This window comes from Variovorax sp. FW305-3-2-15-B-LB1, assembly GCF_058787635.1.
Window position 1 is genome coordinate 166379 of record NZ_JBYSZY010000004.1, and the last position, 17198, is coordinate 183576.

The window sequence follows — 17198 nt, forward strand, 5'->3', positions numbered from 1 at the left end:
ATCTTGCATGAAGCCGCAGGGCTAGCCGCGGCGGGTGGCGATCAGGGATTTCACGTCGGTGGCGGGCAGGCGCGGGCGGTCTTTTTCCACCTCGGCGAGCGGCGCCACCTCGTGCAGGCTGGCCAGGCTGCGCACCGTCAGCGCCTGGTAGGTCTGCGTGCCTTCGAGCTTCCAGGCGATCTCTTCGTCGCTGAGTTCGCGCCGCACCTTGGCCGGGATGCCCGCCGCGAGCGAACGCGCGGGCACCTTCATGCCGGCGGGCACGAAGGCGCAGGCCGCGACGATGGCTTTCTCGCCCACCTCGGCCTCGTCCATCACCACCGCGTTCATGCCCACCAGCGCGTCGCGCCGCACGATGCAGCTGTGCAGGATCGCACCGTGGCCGATGTGGCCGTTGACCTCCACCACCGTGTCGTTGTCGGGAAAGCCGTGGATGCAGCAGTGGTCCTGCACGTTCGAGCCCTCCTGCAAGACGATGCGGCCGAAGTCGCCGCGCAGGCTGGCGCAGGGGCCGACATAACAGTTCGGGCCCACGATCACGTCGCCGATCAGCACGGCCGTGGGATGCACGTAGGCGCTCGGGTCGACGACAGGAATCACGCCGTCGATGGAATAGCTGGGCATTCGGTCTCCTTGTTTTTTCGCAGGCCTCAGGGTTTGCCCTGAAGGCACCCCGCTTGTGCCGGAATCGAGGTCGATCCTAAAATCAACCGAACGGTCGGTCAATAGTGTTTACGCACCGAGCCGTCCCCACAAAGGATGAAAGAGACACGCATGACTGAGCCTTTGGTACTCATCAGCGACAGCGGCGCCGTCCGCACGCTGAGCCTGAACCGCCCCGCGGCGCTCAACAGCTTCACGACCGGGTTGCACGCCGAGTTGCTGGCCGCACTCGAAGCCGCTGCCGCCGACAGCAGCGTGCGCTGCGTGGTGCTCACCGGTGCCGGTCGCGCCTTCTGCGCGGGGCAGGACCTGGCCGACCCGTCGGTCGCGCCCGACCCCACGCCGGGCGCCGCGCCCAAGGACCTGGGCCACGTCATCTCCACCTACTACGGCCCGCTGGTCGGGCGCCTGCGCTCGATGCCAGTGCCCGTGGTTGCCGCCGTCAACGGCGTGGCGGCCGGCGCGGGCGCCAACCTCGCGCTGTGCTGCGACCTCGTCGTGGCCGGCCGCTCGGCCAGCTTCATCCAGGCCTTCACCAAGATCGGCCTCGTGCCCGACACCGGCGGCACCTGGCTGCTGCCGCGCCTCGTGGGCCCGGCGCGCGCGCTGGGCATCGCGATGCTGGGCGACAAGCTCCCGGCCGAAGACGCCGCGCGCATCGGCCTCATCTGGCAGTGCGTGGACGACGCGGCCCTGGCCGACACCGCCGCCGCGCTGGCGGCGCGCCTGGCCGGCATGCCCACGCGCGCACTCGTGGCCACCCGCGAAGCGATGGCCGCCGCGCAAAACCTCGACCTGGGCGCGGCACTTGCCGAAGAAGCGCGCATCCAACGCGAGATGGGCAACGCCGACGACTACCGCGAAGGTGTCGAGGCTTTCCGCGCCAAGCGCGCCCCGGTGTTCAAGGACCGCTGAGATGACCGACGCTTCCCGCACCCCGCAACAGACCGCCGAGTTCGTGCGCGACGGCATGTTCGCGAACGACAACGCCAGCAAGGGCCTGGGCATGCGCATCGTGGAGGTCGGCCCCGGCCAGGCCACGCTCGAGATGCGCGTGCGCCCCGACATGCTCAACGGCCACGCCATCTGCCACGGCGGCTTCATGGCCACGCTGGCCGACTCCACCTTCGCCTTCGCCTGCAACTCGTACAACGAGCTGACCGTGGCCTCGGGCTTCGCCATCGACTTCCTCGCGCCGGCGCGCGAGGGCGACGTGCTCACCGCGCGCTGCTTCGAAGTCTCCAAGGCCGGGCGCACCGGCGTGTACGACACCGAAATCACCAACCAGCGCGGCGAGCGCATCGCGATGTTCCGCGGTCGCTCGTACACCGCCAAGGGCCGGCCGGCCGTCCCGGCCGCTTGAGGAGACACCCCACCATGACCGTGAAACGCCCCGCCCCCGGCGACCTCGAGCCGATCGAAACCGCCAGCCGCGACGAGATCGCCGCCCTGCAGCTCACGCGCCTGCGCGCCACGCTGCGCAACGCCTACGACAACGTGCCGCACTACCGCCAGGCCTTCGATGCCAAGGGCGTGCACCCCGACGACCTGAAGTCGCTGGCCGACCTGTCGAAATTCCCGTTCACGGTGAAGACCGACCTGCGCGACAACTACCCCTTCGGCATGTTCGCCGTGCCGCGCACGCAGGTGGCGCGCATCCACGCATCGTCGGGCACCACCGGCAAGCCGACCGTGGTGGGCTACACCAAGAACGACATCGACACCTGGGCCGACCTCGTTGCGCGCTCGATCCGCGCGGCGGGCGGACGGCCGGGCGACATGATCCACGTCGCCTACGGCTACGGCCTCTTCACCGGCGGCCTGGGCGCGCACTACGGCGCCGAGCGCGCGGGCTGCACCGTCATCCCGATGTCGGGCGGCCAGACCGAGAAGCAGGTGCAGCTCATCCAGGACTTCAAGCCCGACATCATCATGGTCACGCCCAGCTACATGCAGGTGATCATCGAGCAGTTCGAGCGCCAGGGCCTCGATGCCAAAGACAGCTCGCTCAAGGTCGGCATCTTCGGCGCCGAGCCGTGGACCGAAGCCATGCGCCGCGACATCGAGACGCGCGCCGGCATCGACGCCGTCGACATCTACGGCCTGAGTGAAGTGATGGGTCCGGGCGTGGCCAGCGAATGCGTCGAGAGCAAGGACGGCCCGGTGATCTGGGAAGACCACTTCTACCCCGAGATCATCGACCCCGAAACCGGTGAGCTGAAGGCCGACGGCGAAGAAGGCGAACTGGTCTTCACCTCGCTGAGCAAGGAGGCCATGCCGATCGTGCGCTACCGCACGCGCGACCTCACGCGCCTGTTGCCGCCCACCTCGCGATCGTTCCGCCGCATGGGCAAGATCGTCGGGCGCAGCGACGACATGATGATCATCCGCGGCGTGAACGTCTTTCCCACGCAGGTGGAAGAGATCGTGCTCGCGCACAGCGCCCTCACCGGCCTGTACCAGGTGCGCGTGAGCCGCGAAGGCCTGCTCGACCAGGTCGAGGTGCACTGCGAACTCACGCCGCACGAAGCCGCCGCGGCCGACCGCAACGCGATTTCCGAGTGGGTGCAGCACCGCGTGAAGACGCTCATCGGCATCTCCACCCGCGTGGTCGTGCACGGCCCCGACGAAATGGAACGCACGCAGACCGGCAAGGCCCGGCGCGTCGTCGACACGCGCCCGCGCTGAGCGCCCGCGCCCCCACACACCGCACCGAAAGGACACGCACATGTACACCCAGGCCATGGACACGATGGGCAAGGACGCAGGCGACGGCAAGCAGAAGGCCGTGCGCTCCGCCGACGAGCTGCGTCTCGAGGAACGCTTCGACGCGCGCATCGACGCCGGCGACTTCATCGAGGCGAAAGACTGGATGCCCGAGCACTACCGCAAGACGCTGGTGCGCCAGATCAGCCAGCACGCGCATTCGGAAATCGTCGGCATGCTGCCCGAGGGCAACTGGATCAGCCGCGCGCCCACGCTCAAGCGCAAGGCCATCCTGCTGGCCAAGGTGCAGGACGAAGGCGGCCACGGCCTGTACCTGTACGCCGCCGCCGAAACGCTGGGCACCTCGCGCGACCAGATGTTCGACGCGCTGCACACGGGCAAGGCCAAGTACAGCTCGATCTTCAACTACCCCACGCTCAGCTGGGCCGACATGGGCACCATCGGCTGGCTGGTCGACGGCGCGGCCATCATGAACCAGGTGCCGATCTGCCGCTGCTCGTACGCACCGTATGCGCGCGCCATGATCCGCATCTGCCGCGAAGAGAGCTTTCACCAGCGCCAGGGCTACGAGTCGCTGCTGACCATGATGACCCACGGCACCGACGCGCAAAAGGCCATGGTGCAGGACGCGGTCAACCGCTGGTGGTGGCCCTCGATCATGATGTTCGGCCCGCCCGACGACCAGTCGCCCAACTCGGCGCAGTCGATGCGCTGGGGCATCAAGCGCTTCAGCAACGACGAGCTGCGCCAGAAGTTCATCGACGCCACCGTCGAACAGGCCGCGATCCTCGGCGTGACGCTGCCCGACCCCGACCTCAAGTGGAACGAAGAACGCCAGGCGCACGACTTCGGCGTCATCGACTGGAGCGAATTCTGGCGCGTGATCGCCGGCGACGGCCCCTGCAACCGCGAACGCCTGCAGGCCCGCGTGGACGCCTGGGACGACGGCGCCTGGGTGCGCGAAGCCGCAATGGCCCACGCCAACAAACAACCGATGAAGGAAGCAGCATGAGCACCGAAGTGAAGCAAGAGTGGCCCCTGTGGGAAGTGTTCGTGCGCAGCAAGGCCGGCCTCGATCACAAGCACTGCGGCAGCCTGCACGCGGCCGACCCCAAGATGGCGATCCAGATGGCGCGCGACGTCTACACGCGCCGCCAGGAAGGCAGCAGCATCTGGGTGGTGCGCTCCGACCAGATCGTGGCCAGCGACCCGGGCGACAAGGACATGTTCTTCGACCCGGCCGAAGACAAGGTGTACCGCCACCCCACCTTCTACGCACTGCCCAAGTCCGTGGACCACATGTGAGCGAGCGGCACGCCATGCAAGCCTCGATCGAACTGAACCGCACGCCCGCCGTGCACTACCTGCTGCGCATCGGTGACACCTGCCTGGTGCTCGCGCAGCGCCTGGGCGAATGGTGCGGCCACGCACCGGTGCTCGAAGAAGACATCGCGATGGCCAACATCGCGCTCGACCTCGTCGGCCAGGCCCGCGCGGTGCTCACGCACGCCGGCCAGCTCGAAGGCGCCGGCCGCGCGCACGACGAAGACCAGCTCGCCTACCTGCGCGACGAGCGCGACTACTTCAACCTCACGCTGGTGGAGCTGCCGCGCGGCGACTTCGCCTTTGCCGTGCTGCGCAACACCATGGTCGCCACGCTGCTCAAGCTGCTGTGGCAACGCCTGGCCGCGTCGAGCGACGCCGAGGTGGCCGCCATCGCCGGCAAGGCGCTGAAGGAAGCGCGCTACCACCAGCAGCACTCGGCCGACTGGGTCGTGCGCCTGGGCGACGGCACCGACGAATCGCGCCGCCGCACCGAGAAGGCGCTCAAGCAGCTGTGGCTCTACGTGCCCGAGCTGTTCGACAGCGACGACGTCGACGCGCAGGCCAGCGCCAGCGGCCTCGGCCCGGCCTGGAGCGAACTGCGCGAGCCGTGGCTGGCCGAGATGCAGCAGGTGCTCGACGCCGCCGGCCTCGCCATGCCGAAGGAAGCCGCGTTCCGCAGCACCGGCAAGCACGGCGTGCACAGCGAGCACATGGGCTACATCCTGGCCGAGATGCAGCACCTGCAGCGCAGCTTCCCCGGAGGCGTGTGGTGATGAACGCCGTGGCGTCGCGCATTGACGCGGCGTGGGCCGTGCTCCATTCGGTGCCCGACCCCGAGGTGCCGGCCGTGTCGGTCTGCGACCTGGGCATCGTGCGCGAGGTGATCGAGCACGAGGACGGCCTGGAGATCGTGCTCACGCCGACCTACTCCGGCTGCCCCGCGACCGAAGCCATCGAGCACGACGTGCTGGCCGCCATCGAGAACGCAGGCCTGGGCCGTGCGCGCGCCACGCTGCGCCGCGCACCCGCCTGGACCAGCGACTGGATCAGCGACGAAGGCCGCGACAAGCTCAAGGCCTACGGCATCGCGCCGCCCGCGCACCTCACGCCCGAAATGGCGGCCAACACCGCCATGCCGATCAAGCTCTTCGGCCGCATGGCCGGCGAGCGCATCGCCTGCCCGCGCTGCGCCAGCGAGCGCACCGAGCGCCTGTCTGCTTTCGGCTCCACCGCCTGCAAGGCGCTCTATCGCTGCATGGCCTGCCGCGAACCCTTCGAACATTTCAAGCCTATCTGAGGCACGCCCACGATGAGCACCCTCTTCCACCCCCTGCGCGTGAAGGCCATCGAGCCCGACACGCACGAGGCCGTCATCGTCTCGTTCGAGGTGCCGCCGGCGCTGCGCGAAGTCTTCGGCTTCACGCAGGGCCAGTACCTCACGCTGCGCCATGACATCGACGGCCAGGACCTGCGCCGTTCCTATTCGATCTGCGCCGGCCTCGACGACGGCGAGCTGCGCGTCGGCGTGCGCAAGGTGCGCGGCGGCGTGTTCTCCAACTGGATCAACGCCCACCTGCAACCCGGCGACAGCCTGCAGGTGATGGCGCCGCAAGGCCGCTTCTTCGTGCCTATCGAGCCCGAGGCCGCGCGCCACCACGTCGGCATCGCCGGCGGCAGCGGCATCACGCCGATCCTGTCGATCATGAAGACCGTGCTGGCGCGCGAGCCCAAGAGCCGCTTCACGCTGATCTACGGCAACCGCCAGCTGCAGTCCACGATGTTCAAGGAAGAGATCGAGGACCTGAAGAACCGCTACATGACGCGGCTCGTGCTGCAGCACGTGTTCTCCGACGAGCACACCGATTCGCCGCTGGGCTTCGGCGTGATGAACCGCGAGAAGATCGGTGAGTTCCTGGCCTCGGTGGTGCCCGCCGCGCAGATCGACCACGTGTACGTGTGCGGCCCGTTCCAGATGAACGACGAGGCCGAGGCCGCGCTGCTCGCCGCGGGCGTGCCCGAGGACCGCATCCACATCGAGCGCTTCGGCGTCGCGCTGCCTTCGGCCAGCCAGGTCGGCGCGGTGGTGCACGAGGCGCAGCCGGGCGACGCCAAGCAGGCGCGCGTGACCATCGTGCGCGACGGCCTGCAGCGCGAGATCACCTACACCGAGGGCCAGCCCAGCATCCTCGATGCGGCGTCGGCGGCCGGGCTCGAGGTGCCGTTCTCGTGCACCTCGGGCGTGTGCGGCACCTGCCGCGCGAAGTGCGTGGACGGGGAAGTCCGCATGGAAAGAAACTTCGCGCTCGACAAGAATGAGGTGGCCGCGGGATTCGTGCTGACCTGCCAGGCCCACCCCCTGACCGAACGCGTCACGCTGTCCTTCGACGAGCGTTGAACGCACGGCTTTTCCCTCGGCCTTTCCCCTTTCAACCCGGAGACAAACCAACCATGAAATTCTTCAAGCCCCTGCTGATCGCCGCCCTGTGCGCCACGGCCCTCTCGGCCTGGGCCGACGTCAACGTCGGCGTGACCATCTCGGCCACCGGGCCGGCGGCGTCGCTCGGCATTCCCGAGAAGAACACCATCGCGCTGATGCCCAAGACCATCGGCGGGCAGAAGATCAACTACATCGTGCTGGACGATGCCTCCGACACCACGGCCGCCGTGAACAACACGCGCAAGCTGATCGCCGAGAACAAGGTCGACGTGATCCTGGGCTCGACCACCACGCCGGCCTCGCTCGCGATGATCGACGTGGCCAGCGAAGCACAGACGCCGATGATCTCGGTGGCTGCCTCGGCCCGCATCATCGAGCCGATGGACGCCAAGAAGAAGTGGGTCTTCAAGACACCTCAGAACGACATCATGATGTCGCTGGCCATCGCCGAGCACATGGCCGCCAACGGCGTGAAGACCGTCGGCTTCATCGGGTTCTCCGACGCGTACGGCGAAGGCTGGGCGCAGGAGTTCGCCAAGGCCGCCGACCTGAAGAAGATCAAGATCGTGGCCAACGAACGCTATGCGCGCTCCGACACCTCGGTCACCGGCCAGGCGCTGAAGCTCATGTCGGCCAAGCCCGACGCGGTGCTGGTCGCCGGCTCCGGCACGCCGGCCGCGCTGCCGCAGAAGACGCTCAAGGAGCGCGGCTACACCGGCAAGATGTACCAGACGCACGGCGTGGCCAACGCCGACTTCCTGCGCGTGGGCGGCAAGGACGTGGACGGCACTTTCCTGCCGGCCGGCCCCGTGCTCGTGGCCGACCAGCTGCCCGCCAGCAACCCGGTGAAGAAGTCTGCGCTCGCCTACGTCGCCGCCTATGAAGCCGCCTACGGCAAGGGCACGGTCTCGACCTTCGGCGCGCACGCCTGGGACGCGGGCCTCCTGATGAGCTCGGCCGTGCCGGTCGCGCTGAAGAAGGCCCAGCCGGGCACGCCCGAGTTCCGTGCCGCGCTGCGCGATGCGCTCGAGCAGACCAAGGACGTGTCGGGCGCGCACGGCGTGTTCAACATGACCGCGGCCGACCACCTGGGCCTGGACCAGCGCGCGCGCGTGATGGTGAAGATCGAAAACGGCGCCTGGAAGTACCAGCCTTAAGCCATCCAGGCTTCGCGCCCTGCGTGTCGCCTCTCCCACCCCCGACCGGGGGCAACACCTGAGGTCCGGCACAGCCGGTGCCTCGGTGTTCTTGATCTGAATCACGGGCCCCGCCCGAAGGTTTTCATATGGACTTGCAGATTGCCCTGTTGCTGGGGCAGGACGGCATCGTGAACGGCGCGGTCTACGGACTGATGGCGCTCGCGCTGGTGCTGGTGTTTTCGGTCACGCGCGTGATCTTCATTCCGCAGGGCGAGTTCGTCGCCTTCGGTGCGCTCTCCATGGCGGCGCTGCAGGGCGGGCGCACGCCGGCCACGCTGTGGCTGCTGGTGGCGCTGGGCGTCATGGCGCTGGCCGTGGAGGTGTGGCGCTGGAAGCGCGGCGCGACCATCGACTGGCGCTCGGCCTTCACCTGGTGCGTCGCCTTCCCGGCCATCGCCGCGGTGCTGGTGCTGGGCCTCAAGCCCACGTCGATGACGATGCAGGCGGTGACCACGCTGGTGCTGATCGCGCCGCTGGGCCCGCTGCTGTACCGCCTGGCCTACCGCCCGCTGGCCGACGCCACGGTGCTGATGCTGCTGATCGTCTCGGTCGCGCTGCACGGCGTGCTGGTCGGCCTGGGCCTGTTCTTCTTCGGTGCCGAAGGTTCGCGCACCACGCCGTTCTCGGACGTGCGCTTCGACATCGGCGGCATCCCCGTGAGCGGCCAGTCGCTCGTGGTGGTGGGCGTCACGCTGCTGCTGGTGATCGCCATGTTCTGGTTCTTCGGCCGCTCCATGGTCGGCAAGGCGCTGCGCGCCACGGCCATCAACCGCGTGGGCGCGCGGCTCTCGGGCATTCCCACCGAGCTGTCGGGCGACCTGAGCTTTGCGCTCGCGGCGCTCATCGGCGCGGTGTCGGGTCTGCTGATCGCACCGATCACCACGGTCTACTACGACACCGGTTTTCTCATCGGCCTGAAGGGCTTCGTGGCCGCCATCGTCGGCGGGCTCGCGAGCTACCCGCTGGCGCTCGCGGGCGCGTTGCTGGTCGGCCTGCTGGAGGCCTTCTCTTCGTTCTGGGCCAGCGCGTACAAGGAAGTGCTGGTGTTCACTTTGATCATTCCGGTGCTGTGGTGGCGTTCGCTGCGCAGCCACCACGTGGAGGACGAGGAATGAGCGCGCCGTCGACTTCATCTTCGCCCGCCACCGCCGCGCACGCGGGCCGTCCGCTGGTCACGCCGCGCACCCTCACGCTGGCGTGCATCGTGGCGCTCGCGCTGGCCTGGGGCTGGCTGCCCGACTTCACCGTCGCGGTGCTCAGCAACATCGGCCTGTACGCGCTGGTGGCCGCCGGGCTGGTCATGCTGACCGGCGTGGGCGGCATGACCTCCTTCGGCCAGGCCGCGTTCGTCGGCATGGGTGCCTATGCCACGGCGTGGATCTGCACCTCGCCCACGGCCGCGGGCTGGCTCGGCGGCATCGCCGGTTCGGCGCTGGTGCCGTGGCTCGGCCTGCTGCTCGGTCTGGTGCTGACCTTCGCACTGGCCTGGGCGCTCGGTGCGGTCACGCTCAAGCTGTCGGGCCACTACCTGCCGCTGTGCACCATCGCCTGGGGCCTGAGCCTGTACTTCCTGCTCGGCAACATGGAGTTCCTGGGCGGCCAGACCGGCATCACGGGCGTGCCGCCGCTGGTGGTCGCAGGCGTCTCGCTGGCCTCGCCGCGCGCGCTCGGCGTGGTGATCTGGGCCGTGCTGCTGCTGGCGCTGTGGGCGCTGCACAACCTGCTCGACTCGCGCGAAGGCCGCGCCATCCGCGCGCTCAAGGGCGGCCGGCTCATGGCCGAGTCGATGGGCGTCGATACGGCGCGCCACCGCATCAAGCTGTTCGTGCTGGCCGCGCTGCTGGCGGCCGTGTCGGGCTGGCTCTACGCGCACATGCAGCGCTTCGTGAACCCGACGCCCTTCAACCTGAACATCGGCATCGAGATGCTGTTCATGGCGGTGGTCGGCGGCGCGGGCCACCTGTGGGGCGCGGTGCTCGGCGCCACGCTGATCACGCTGCTGAAAGAAAAGCTGCAGGACATCCTGCCCGCGCTGCTGGGCACCAGCGGCAACTTCGAGGTGGTGGTGTTCGGCCTGCTGATGCTGTTCGTGCTGCAGCGCTTTGCCGACGGCCTGTGGCCCACGCTGGCGCGGCTCGTGAGCCGCTGGGTGCGGCCGGTGGCCAAGGCGCCCGCAGCCGGTTCGGCCACGGCCCCGGCGGCGCAGCTCGCGCAGCGCGTGCTGCCGGCGGCAGGCACGATGCTCTTGCAGGCCGACGCGGTCAGCAAGCGCTTCGGCGGCCTCATCGCCAACAACGACATCTCGATGACGCTGAAGGCCGGCGAGATCCACGCGCTGATCGGACCGAACGGCGCGGGCAAGAGCACCTTCTTCAACATGATCTCGGGCGTGGACGACCCCAGCTCGGGCCAAGTGCGGCTCGAAGGCGATGCCATGTCGGGCCGCCCCTCGCGCGCCTTCGCGGCGCGCGGCCTGGGCCGCACCTTCCAGCACGTGCGACTGCTGGGTCAGCGCAGCGTGGTCGAGAACGTGGCGCTCGGTGCGCACCTGCGCGCCAAACGCGGCTGGCTCGCCGCCATGCTGCGATTGGACCGCGCCGAAGAAGCTGCACTGATGGCCGAAGCCCGCAAGCAGATCGAGCGCTGCGGCCTCGGCGCGCACGCCGACACGCCGGCCGCCTCGCTCTCGCTGGGGCAACAGCGTGTGGTCGAGATCGCCCGCGCGCTCGCCGGCCAGCCCTCGGTGCTGCTGCTGGACGAACCCGCCGCCGGCCTGCGCCACCTGGAAAAGCGCGCGCTCTCCGAGCTGCTGGGCCAGCTGCGCGCCGAAGGCCTGGGCATCCTCGTGGTGGAGCACGACATGGAGTTCGTGATGAACCTCGCCGACCGCATCACCGTGCTCGAGTTCGGCACCGTGATCGCCACCGGCACGCCAGCCGAAGTGCAGGCCAACCCGCGCGTGCTCGAGGCCTACCTGGGCGGCGCCGACGACGAACTGCTGGAAGACGCACGATGAGCCATCCGATCCTTCAACTGGAAGACTTCTGCGTCGCCTACCGCACCGTCGAGGCGGTGCACAGCGTGCGCCTGCACGTGAACGAGGGCGAGATCGTCACCGTGATCGGCCCCAACGGCGCCGGCAAGACCACGCTGCTGTGCGCGGCCATGGGCCTGCTGCAGTCGACCGGCAAGCTGTCGCTGGACGGCGAGCGCATCGCACGCCCCGGCGTCGAGACCATGGTGGCGCGCGGCGTGGCGCTGGTGCCCGAGCGGCGCGAGCTGTTCGGCGAGATGTCGGTCGAAGACAACCTGCTGCTCGGCGGCTTCTACCAGTGGCGCAAGGGCCAGCGCGACCAGCGCGCGCGCATGGACGAGATCTTCGAGATCTTTCCGCGCCTGAAGGAGCGCCGTCCGCAGATGGCCTCCACGCTCTCCGGCGGCGAGCGCCAGATGCTGGCCATCGGCCGCGCGCTCATGGCGCGCCCGCGCCTGCTGATGCTCGACGAGCCTTCGCTCGGCCTGGCCCCGCTGGTGGTGCGCGAGGTGCTGCGCGTGGTGTCGCAGCTGCGCAGGCACGGCGTGTCGGTGCTGCTGGTGGAACAGAACGCCCGCGCCGCCCTGCAGGTGGCCGACCGCGCCTACGTGCTCGAGATGGGCGCCGTGGCGCTCGAAGGCAATGCCGGAGATCTGCTGCACGACCAGCGAATCATCGATACCTACCTGGGCATCGGCAACAAGAAATGACCCCCGCGCAGCGCGCGCACCGCGCCGCTGCGCCTTCCCTCTTCAAAGGACACGCGCCATGACCACCCTTCAAAGCTACATCGCCGGCCGCTGGATCGGCCAGCAAGCCGCCCAATCGCTGCGCAGCGCCGTCAACGGCCAGGCCGTCGCGAGCACGCACGCCGAGGCCATCGACTTCGCCGAGGCGCTGGCGCACGCGCGCCGCGTCGGCATCCCCGCGCTCATGAAGCTCGACTTCCAGCAGCGCGCCGAGCGCCTGAAGGCGCTGGCCAAGTACCTGGCCGCGAACAAGGAAGCGCTGTATGCCGTGTCGGCCCACACGGGCGCCACGCGCGCCGACGGCTGGATCGACATCGAGGGCGGCGCCGGCACGCTCAGCGCCTACGCCAGCATCGGCACCAACGAGCTGCCTTCGGGCAACCTCGTGCACGAAGGCCCGGCCTTCCCGCTGGGCAAGAAGGGCGGCTTCGCGGGCACGCACATCCTGGTGCCGCGCGGCGGCGTGGCGGTGCACATCAACGCCTTCAACTTCCCGGTGTGGGGCCTGCTCGAGAAGTTCGCGCCCAGCTTCCTCGCGGGCATGCCCTGCATCGGCAAGCCGGCCACGGCCACCAGCTACCTCACCGAGGCGCTGATGAAGCTCATCGTGCAGTCGGGCATCCTGCCCGAGGGCAGCCTGCAACTCGTGATCGGCAGCACCGGCGACCTGCTCGACCGCCTCGAAGGGCCCGACGTGGTCACCTTCACCGGCTCGGCCGACACCGCCGCCAAGCTGCGCGTGAACGCGAACCTGGTGCGCCAGTCGATCCCGTTCAACGCCGAGGCCGACTCGCTCAACTGCGCGATCCTCGCGCCCGACGTGACGCCCGACGACGAGGAGTTCGACCTCTTCGTGAAGGAGGTGGCGCGCGAGATGACCATCAAGGCCGGCCAGAAGTGCACCGCCATCCGCCGCGCGATCGTGCCGCGCCAGCACCTCGATGCGGTGGCCGAGAAGCTGCGCGCACGACTGGCCAAGACCGTCATCGGCGACCCGTCGCGCGAAGACGTGCGCATGGGCGCCCTCGCCTCGCGCGACCAGCAGGCCGACGTGGCCGAGCGCGTCGCCACGCTGCTGCAGGGCGCGGAGCTGGTGTACGGCGAACGCGACGGCTTCGCGCCGGTGGGCGACGGCGTGAGCGAAGGCGCGTTCTTCGCGCCCACGCTGCTCTTGAGCCGCAAGCCGCTCGAACACGATGCGGCGCACGACGTCGAGGCCTTCGGCCCCGTCAGCACGCTCATGCCCTACGACGGCATCGACGAAGCGCTGGCACTGGCCGCGCGCGGCAAGGGCAGCCTCGTGGGCACGCTGGTCACGCGCGACCCGGCCATCGCGGCCAAGGCCATCCCGGTCGCCGCCGCCTGGCACGGCCGCCTGCTGGTGCTCGACCGCGAAGCCGCCGCCGAATCGACCGGCCACGGCTCGCCGCTGCCGGTGCTCAAGCACGGCGGCCCGGGCCGCGCGGGCGGCGGCGAAGAGCTCGGCGGCCTGCGCGCCGTGAAGCACTACCTGCAACGCGCCGCGCTGCAGGGCTCGCCCACCATGCTCGCGGCCGTGACCGGCGAGCACGTGCGCGGCGCCGCGCTGCGCGAGAGCGAGGTGCACCCCTTCCGCCGCTACTTCGAGGAACTGCGCATCGGCGACTCGCTGCTCACGCACCGCCGCACGGTGGGTGAGGCCGACATCGTCGCCTTCGGCGGCATCTCGGGCGACTACTTCTACATGCACTTCGACGAAGAGGCGGCCAAGGCTTCGCCCTTCGGCAAGCGCATCGCGCACGGCTACTTCGTGCTGTCGGCGGCCGCGGGCCTGTTCGTGTCGCCCTCGCCCGGCCCGGTGCTGGCCAACTACGGCCTGGACACGCTGCGCTTCGTCAAGCCCGTGGGCATCGGCGACACCATCCAGGCGCGCCTGACCTGCAAGCGCAAGATCGACCGCAACAAGAAGGACGCGAGCGGCCAGGGCCAGGGCGTGGTGGCCTGGGACGTGGAGGTGACCAACCAGCTGGGCGAACTGGTCGCGAGCTACGATATCCTGACGCTCGTCTCCAAGAAACCCACCACCTAAAGCTCCCCCTGATGTTCGATCTCACAGGAAAAGTCGCGCTCGTCACCGGCGGCAACGGCGGCATCGGCCTCGGCATGGCGCAGGGCCTCGCCAAGGCCGGCGCCCGCGTCATCATTGCGGCGCGCAATGCGCAGAAGTCGGCCGCCGCGGTCGAATCGCTGAAGGCATTGGGCAGCGACAGCTTCGCGCTCGCACTCGACGTGACCGACGAAGCCTCGGTGCAGCAGGCCTTCGACGAGGTCGCCGCGCGCTGCGGCCGGCTCGACATCCTCGTGAACAACGCCGGCACCACGGTGCGCAAGCCGGTCGACCAGCTCGCGCTGGCCGAGTGGCACCAGGTGATGGACACCAACCTCACCAGCGCCTTCCTGTGCAGCCGCGCCGCGCACCCGCATCTCAAGAAGGCGGGCGGCGGCAAGATCATCAACATCGGCTCGATGATGTCGATCTTCGGCGCGCCCTACGCGCCGGCCTACGCCGCGAGCAAGGCCGGCATCGTGCAGCTCACCAAGTCGACCGCGCTCTCGTGGGCGGCCGACCAGATCCAGGTCAACGCCATCCTTCCGGGCTGGTTCGAGACCGAGCTGACCGACGGTGCGCGCACCCAGATCCCGGGCCTGTACGAGCGCGTGAAGACGCGCGCCGCCGCCGGCCGCTGGGGCCAGCCTTCGGACATCGCGGGCACGGCCGTGTTCCTGGCCAGCGCCGCCTCCGACTACGTGACCGGCACCGCCATCCCGGTCGACGGCGGGTTTTCGATCTCCGGCTGAGTCTTGCGGGCCGTGTAAATTCGGCCGCCATGCTCCTCTGGTTCCAGCTCTTTCTTTTCGTCGCCGGCACGGCCGCGCTGCTGTACGTGTCGCGCGGGCCGCTGAGCCAGCCCGGCTCGCACGGCTTCTACCGCTTCTTCGCGTGGGAATGCATGCTGGTGCTGATCGTGCTGAACCTGCCGGTGTGGCATGTCGATCCGCTCTCGTTCACGCAGCTGCTCTCATGCGTGCTGCTGGCGCTGTCGATCTGGCTGCCGATCCACGCGGTGCGGCTGCTCAAGGCGCAGGGCAAGCCGAGCGAGGCGCGCAACGACGACCCGGCCCTGTACGGTTTCGAAAAGACCTCGGCGCTGGTGACCACCGGCGCCTTCCGCTACATCCGCCACCCGATGTACACGGCGCTGATGCTGCTGGCCTGGGGCGCCTTCCTCAAGCAGTTCACCTGGCTCACGCTGGCGCTGGTGCTCGCGGCCACGCTGTTCCTTTTCCTGACGGCGCTGCGCGACGAAAAGGAATGCCTCGCGCATTTCGGCGACGACTACCGCGCGTACATGCGCGGCACGCGACGCTTCATTCCTTTCGTGCTGTAGCGCTGCCTGGCGCTTCGAGCGCGCCCTCTTCTTTCCTCGCGCCCCACCAGGCGGAGAGCACCAGGCAGCCCTTGCGCACCAGCAGCACCGCCATGCCCACGAGCACGGCCCGCGAGGCCACGTAGCCCGCGATACCGAGCACCGTGGACGGCAGCGGCTTGGACGCCCAGAAGATGACCCAGGTCGCCAGCCCGGCCATCGCCAGCCCGCCGACGATCAGCATCACGCCACCCACCATCCACGTGAGGATCGCGAGCCGCGCGGCCAGGCCGGTCAGGCGGTCGGCGCCGGGCCAGTCGCGCCAGGTCCACAGCGCCGCCAGGCCCAGCGAACCCATCATGGCCGCCAGCAGGCCCATGAGGCTGTAGCCGACCACGGTGATGATCTGGTTCAGGTCCGGCATGCAGGCTACGGCGCTAGGCGCGACAGCGCCTTCGCATCGACCGCCTCGCCGTCGACGATGAAGTGCCCGCCCGCCACGTGGTGCAGCGTGCGCAGGTCGTCATGCCCCTCGAAATGCCAGCGGCCTTCCGAGAACACGCGCGCATCGGCCTGCGCCGCGATCACCTCGCCCAGGAACAGGTCATAGCGCTGCTGGATCGGCGGCTCGGGCAGCAACCGGCATTCGAGCCAGGCCGCGCAGCCTTCGAGCAGCGGCGTGCCGGTGACCTCGCCCGCGAAGGTCGAGAGGCCGTAGGCGGCGAACTTGTCGCTGCCGTCGCGCTCGGCGATCTCGCGGCCCGAGCTGTTGCCCAGCGCCTCGGTCAGGTCGAGCTGCGCGCGCGTGGGCACCTGCAGCGCAAAGGTGCCCGCGCCTTCGAGCAGCACGCGCGTCCAGGTGCTCTTGTCGAGCACCACGGCCACCTTGGGCGGATCGAAGTCCAGCGGCATGGCCCAGGCCGCGGCCATGATGTTGCGCCGGCCATCGTGCGCGGCGCTCACGAGGACGGTGGGTCCGTGGTTCAGGAGACGGTAGGCCTTGTTCAGCGGAACCGGCCGGCGGTGAGAGGCGTTCATGCGCGGGAGGCCCGCGAAAGCGAGCCCGGAGGATGGCGGCCCGCCAGCCTACCAGCAGGCGCCTGGCGGCTCAAACGCGCGGTTGTTGCCCGTCACGCCGCATAGGCGTCGCACAGCGCGAGGTACTCGTCGCCCGAAATCTCCAGCGCCGTCGCGCGGCGCAGCACGCGGGCCTTCGGCTTGGGCAGATCGGTCTTGATCTGGATCTGCTTGCCGATGGGAATGCCCATGTAGTCCTGGTTGACCCAGGTGTTCTCGACGATGTTGTGCCACGGCAGCAGCAGGCCGTTCTCGAAGGTCAGGCCCTGGCGGCCGATGACGAAGGCGGGCGTTGCGATGTTGGCCAGCGTACGGATGCACTTGACGGCCAGCCAAGCGGCCAGCAGGCCGAAGCCCGCCGCAATGAGGATGCCGATGTTCTTGTCCTGCGCGCGGATGCACAGCACGGCGAGCACGACCGCGACCACCACCCAGAGCGTGGCACCGGCGATCAGCCGTGTGCGGGAGTAGAAGACGGGGCGGTCCTGGCGGGTTTTTTCCTGTTGGCTGGCGGAGCTGTAGATTTCCATTTTGGAGTCGCTGTACTTTGGAGATTGAAGAAAGAAAAAGAAGAGGGAG

At 69.2% G+C, this 17198-nt stretch carries 19 protein-coding genes; 15 read left to right on the forward strand and 4 right to left on the reverse strand.

The genetic code is table 11. The features are described 5' to 3' along the window. Nucleotides 1–21: 21 nt before the first annotated feature. Nucleotides 22–624: a phenylacetic acid degradation protein PaaY gene (locus AC3WQR_RS04475; RefSeq protein WP_095743881.1), complete on the reverse strand. Its 603-nt coding sequence runs from the start codon at nucleotides 622–624 to the stop codon at nucleotides 22–24. 150 nt (nucleotides 625–774) lie between these two features. On the opposite strand from AC3WQR_RS04475, the gene AC3WQR_RS04480 reads away from it, so the two are divergent. The 15 genes from AC3WQR_RS04480 to AC3WQR_RS04550 all read left to right on the forward strand — a co-directional run bounded on the left by AC3WQR_RS04480 (nucleotide 775) and on the right by AC3WQR_RS04550 (nucleotide 15563). After that, entirely contained in the window at nucleotides 775–1578 is an 804-nt protein-coding gene (locus AC3WQR_RS04480; RefSeq protein WP_492741242.1) for an enoyl-CoA hydratase-related protein, read from the forward strand. A gap of 1 nt (nucleotide 1579) precedes the next feature. Continuing rightward, nucleotides 1580–2026: a hydroxyphenylacetyl-CoA thioesterase PaaI gene (paaI, locus tag AC3WQR_RS04485; RefSeq protein WP_056578139.1), complete on the forward strand. Its 447-nt coding sequence runs from the start codon at nucleotides 1580–1582 to the stop codon at nucleotides 2024–2026. 14 nt (nucleotides 2027–2040) lie between these two features. Beyond that, on the forward strand, nucleotides 2041–3351 hold the full coding sequence (paaK, locus tag AC3WQR_RS04490; protein ID WP_307696314.1) for a phenylacetate--CoA ligase PaaK: 1311 nt from the start codon (nucleotides 2041–2043) through the stop codon (nucleotides 3349–3351). A 40-nt stretch (nucleotides 3352–3391) separates the two neighbouring features. Continuing rightward, nucleotides 3392–4402 carry a 1,2-phenylacetyl-CoA epoxidase subunit PaaA gene (gene paaA, locus AC3WQR_RS04495; RefSeq protein WP_369631630.1) on the forward strand — a complete coding sequence of 337 codons (1011 nt, stop codon included), beginning with the start codon at nucleotides 3392–3394 and terminating at the stop codon, nucleotides 4400–4402. After that, on the forward strand, nucleotides 4399–4695 hold the full coding sequence (gene paaB, locus AC3WQR_RS04500) for a 1,2-phenylacetyl-CoA epoxidase subunit PaaB (protein WP_062478634.1): 297 nt from the start codon (nucleotides 4399–4401) through the stop codon (nucleotides 4693–4695). The genes paaA and paaB overlap by 4 nt, the downstream gene beginning before the upstream one ends. A gap of 14 nt (nucleotides 4696–4709) precedes the next feature. Then, on the forward strand, nucleotides 4710–5489 hold the full coding sequence (gene paaC, locus AC3WQR_RS04505; RefSeq protein WP_095949436.1) for a 1,2-phenylacetyl-CoA epoxidase subunit PaaC: 780 nt from the start codon (nucleotides 4710–4712) through the stop codon (nucleotides 5487–5489). Beyond that, a complete protein-coding gene (gene paaD, locus AC3WQR_RS04510) occupies nucleotides 5489–6013 on the forward strand; it encodes a 1,2-phenylacetyl-CoA epoxidase subunit PaaD (RefSeq protein WP_492741243.1) in 525 nt (174 codons plus the stop codon). The genes paaC and paaD overlap by 1 nt, the downstream gene beginning before the upstream one ends. 12 nt (nucleotides 6014–6025) lie before the next feature. Then, entirely contained in the window at nucleotides 6026–7111 is a 1086-nt protein-coding gene (paaE, locus tag AC3WQR_RS04515; RefSeq protein ID WP_062478643.1) for a 1,2-phenylacetyl-CoA epoxidase subunit PaaE, read from the forward strand. A gap of 53 nt (nucleotides 7112–7164) precedes the next feature. Next, nucleotides 7165–8310: an ABC transporter substrate-binding protein gene (locus tag AC3WQR_RS04520; protein WP_487847869.1), complete on the forward strand. Its 1146-nt coding sequence runs from the start codon at nucleotides 7165–7167 to the stop codon at nucleotides 8308–8310. 128 nt (nucleotides 8311–8438) lie between these two features. Then, nucleotides 8439–9467: a branched-chain amino acid ABC transporter permease gene (locus tag AC3WQR_RS04525; protein WP_062478648.1), complete on the forward strand. Its 1029-nt coding sequence runs from the start codon at nucleotides 8439–8441 to the stop codon at nucleotides 9465–9467. After that, nucleotides 9464–11368 (forward strand): branched-chain amino acid ABC transporter ATP-binding protein/permease, encoded by a 1905-nt coding sequence (locus AC3WQR_RS04530; protein WP_492741244.1) that lies wholly within the window; start codon nucleotides 9464–9466, stop codon nucleotides 11366–11368. Before AC3WQR_RS04525 ends, AC3WQR_RS04530 begins: the two co-directional genes overlap by 4 nt. Further along, nucleotides 11365–12096 carry an ABC transporter ATP-binding protein gene (locus AC3WQR_RS04535; RefSeq protein WP_492741245.1) on the forward strand — a complete coding sequence of 244 codons (732 nt, stop codon included), beginning with the start codon at nucleotides 11365–11367 and terminating at the stop codon, nucleotides 12094–12096. Before AC3WQR_RS04530 ends, AC3WQR_RS04535 begins: the two co-directional genes overlap by 4 nt. Nucleotides 12097–12154: 58 nt before the next feature. Beyond that, nucleotides 12155–14203: a phenylacetic acid degradation bifunctional protein PaaZ gene (gene paaZ / locus AC3WQR_RS04540; protein ID WP_492741246.1), complete on the forward strand. Its 2049-nt coding sequence runs from the start codon at nucleotides 12155–12157 to the stop codon at nucleotides 14201–14203. A gap of 11 nt (nucleotides 14204–14214) precedes the next feature. Further along, nucleotides 14215–14973, forward strand: a complete 759-nt coding sequence (locus AC3WQR_RS04545) for an SDR family NAD(P)-dependent oxidoreductase (protein ID WP_492741247.1) — start codon at nucleotides 14215–14217, stop codon at nucleotides 14971–14973. 29 nt (nucleotides 14974–15002) lie between these two features. Continuing rightward, on the forward strand, nucleotides 15003–15563 hold the full coding sequence (locus AC3WQR_RS04550) for a methyltransferase family protein (RefSeq protein ID WP_492741248.1): 561 nt from the start codon (nucleotides 15003–15005) through the stop codon (nucleotides 15561–15563). On the opposite strand, the gene AC3WQR_RS04555 is transcribed toward AC3WQR_RS04550, so the two are convergent. The 3 genes from AC3WQR_RS04555 to AC3WQR_RS04565 form a co-directional block, all read right to left on the reverse strand. Continuing rightward, a complete protein-coding gene (locus tag AC3WQR_RS04555) occupies nucleotides 15544–15966 on the reverse strand; it encodes a hypothetical protein (RefSeq protein WP_492741249.1) in 423 nt (140 codons plus the stop codon). The two genes, AC3WQR_RS04550 and AC3WQR_RS04555, sit on opposite strands and share 20 nt — an antisense overlap. Nucleotides 15967–15971: 5 nt before the next feature. Continuing rightward, nucleotides 15972–16580: a flavin reductase family protein gene (locus AC3WQR_RS04560; RefSeq protein ID WP_492741250.1), complete on the reverse strand. Its 609-nt coding sequence runs from the start codon at nucleotides 16578–16580 to the stop codon at nucleotides 15972–15974. A gap of 92 nt (nucleotides 16581–16672) precedes the next feature. Continuing rightward, the gene (locus AC3WQR_RS04565; RefSeq protein ID WP_062478668.1) at nucleotides 16673–17149 is read right to left on the reverse strand and encodes a hypothetical protein; all 477 of its coding nucleotides are present in this window, start codon (nucleotides 17147–17149) and stop codon (nucleotides 16673–16675) included. Nucleotides 17150–17198 lie beyond the last annotated feature (49 nt).

Bases quoted from the DNA above. Each gene is read 5' to 3' on its own strand.
- AC3WQR_RS04475 (WP_095743881.1), bottom strand. From the start codon at position 624: ATGCCCAGCTATTCCATCGACGGCGTGATTCCTGTCGTCGACCCGAGC.
- AC3WQR_RS04480 (WP_492741242.1), top strand. From the start codon at position 775: ATGACTGAGCCTTTGGTACTCATCAGCGACAGCGGCGCCGTCCGCACG.
- paaI (WP_056578139.1), top strand. From the start codon at position 1,580: ATGACCGACGCTTCCCGCACCCCGCAACAGACCGCCGAGTTCGTGCGC.
- paaK (WP_307696314.1), top strand. From the start codon at position 2,041: ATGACCGTGAAACGCCCCGCCCCCGGCGACCTCGAGCCGATCGAAACC.
- paaA (WP_369631630.1), top strand. From the start codon at position 3,392: ATGTACACCCAGGCCATGGACACGATGGGCAAGGACGCAGGCGACGGC.
- paaB (WP_062478634.1), top strand. From the start codon at position 4,399: ATGAGCACCGAAGTGAAGCAAGAGTGGCCCCTGTGGGAAGTGTTCGTG.
- paaC (WP_095949436.1), top strand. From the start codon at position 4,710: ATGCAAGCCTCGATCGAACTGAACCGCACGCCCGCCGTGCACTACCTG.
- paaD (WP_492741243.1), top strand. From the start codon at position 5,489: ATGAACGCCGTGGCGTCGCGCATTGACGCGGCGTGGGCCGTGCTCCAT.
- paaE (WP_062478643.1), top strand. From the start codon at position 6,026: ATGAGCACCCTCTTCCACCCCCTGCGCGTGAAGGCCATCGAGCCCGAC.
- AC3WQR_RS04520 (WP_487847869.1), top strand. From the start codon at position 7,165: ATGAAATTCTTCAAGCCCCTGCTGATCGCCGCCCTGTGCGCCACGGCC.
- AC3WQR_RS04525 (WP_062478648.1), top strand. From the start codon at position 8,439: ATGGACTTGCAGATTGCCCTGTTGCTGGGGCAGGACGGCATCGTGAAC.
- AC3WQR_RS04530 (WP_492741244.1), top strand. From the start codon at position 9,464: ATGAGCGCGCCGTCGACTTCATCTTCGCCCGCCACCGCCGCGCACGCG.
- AC3WQR_RS04535 (WP_492741245.1), top strand. From the start codon at position 11,365: ATGAGCCATCCGATCCTTCAACTGGAAGACTTCTGCGTCGCCTACCGC.
- paaZ (WP_492741246.1), top strand. From the start codon at position 12,155: ATGACCACCCTTCAAAGCTACATCGCCGGCCGCTGGATCGGCCAGCAA.
- AC3WQR_RS04545 (WP_492741247.1), top strand. From the start codon at position 14,215: ATGTTCGATCTCACAGGAAAAGTCGCGCTCGTCACCGGCGGCAACGGC.
- AC3WQR_RS04550 (WP_492741248.1), top strand. From the start codon at position 15,003: ATGCTCCTCTGGTTCCAGCTCTTTCTTTTCGTCGCCGGCACGGCCGCG.
- AC3WQR_RS04555 (WP_492741249.1), bottom strand. From the start codon at position 15,966: ATGCCGGACCTGAACCAGATCATCACCGTGGTCGGCTACAGCCTCATG.
- AC3WQR_RS04560 (WP_492741250.1), bottom strand. From the start codon at position 16,580: ATGAACGCCTCTCACCGCCGGCCGGTTCCGCTGAACAAGGCCTACCGT.
- AC3WQR_RS04565 (WP_062478668.1), bottom strand. From the start codon at position 17,149: ATGGAAATCTACAGCTCCGCCAGCCAACAGGAAAAAACCCGCCAGGAC.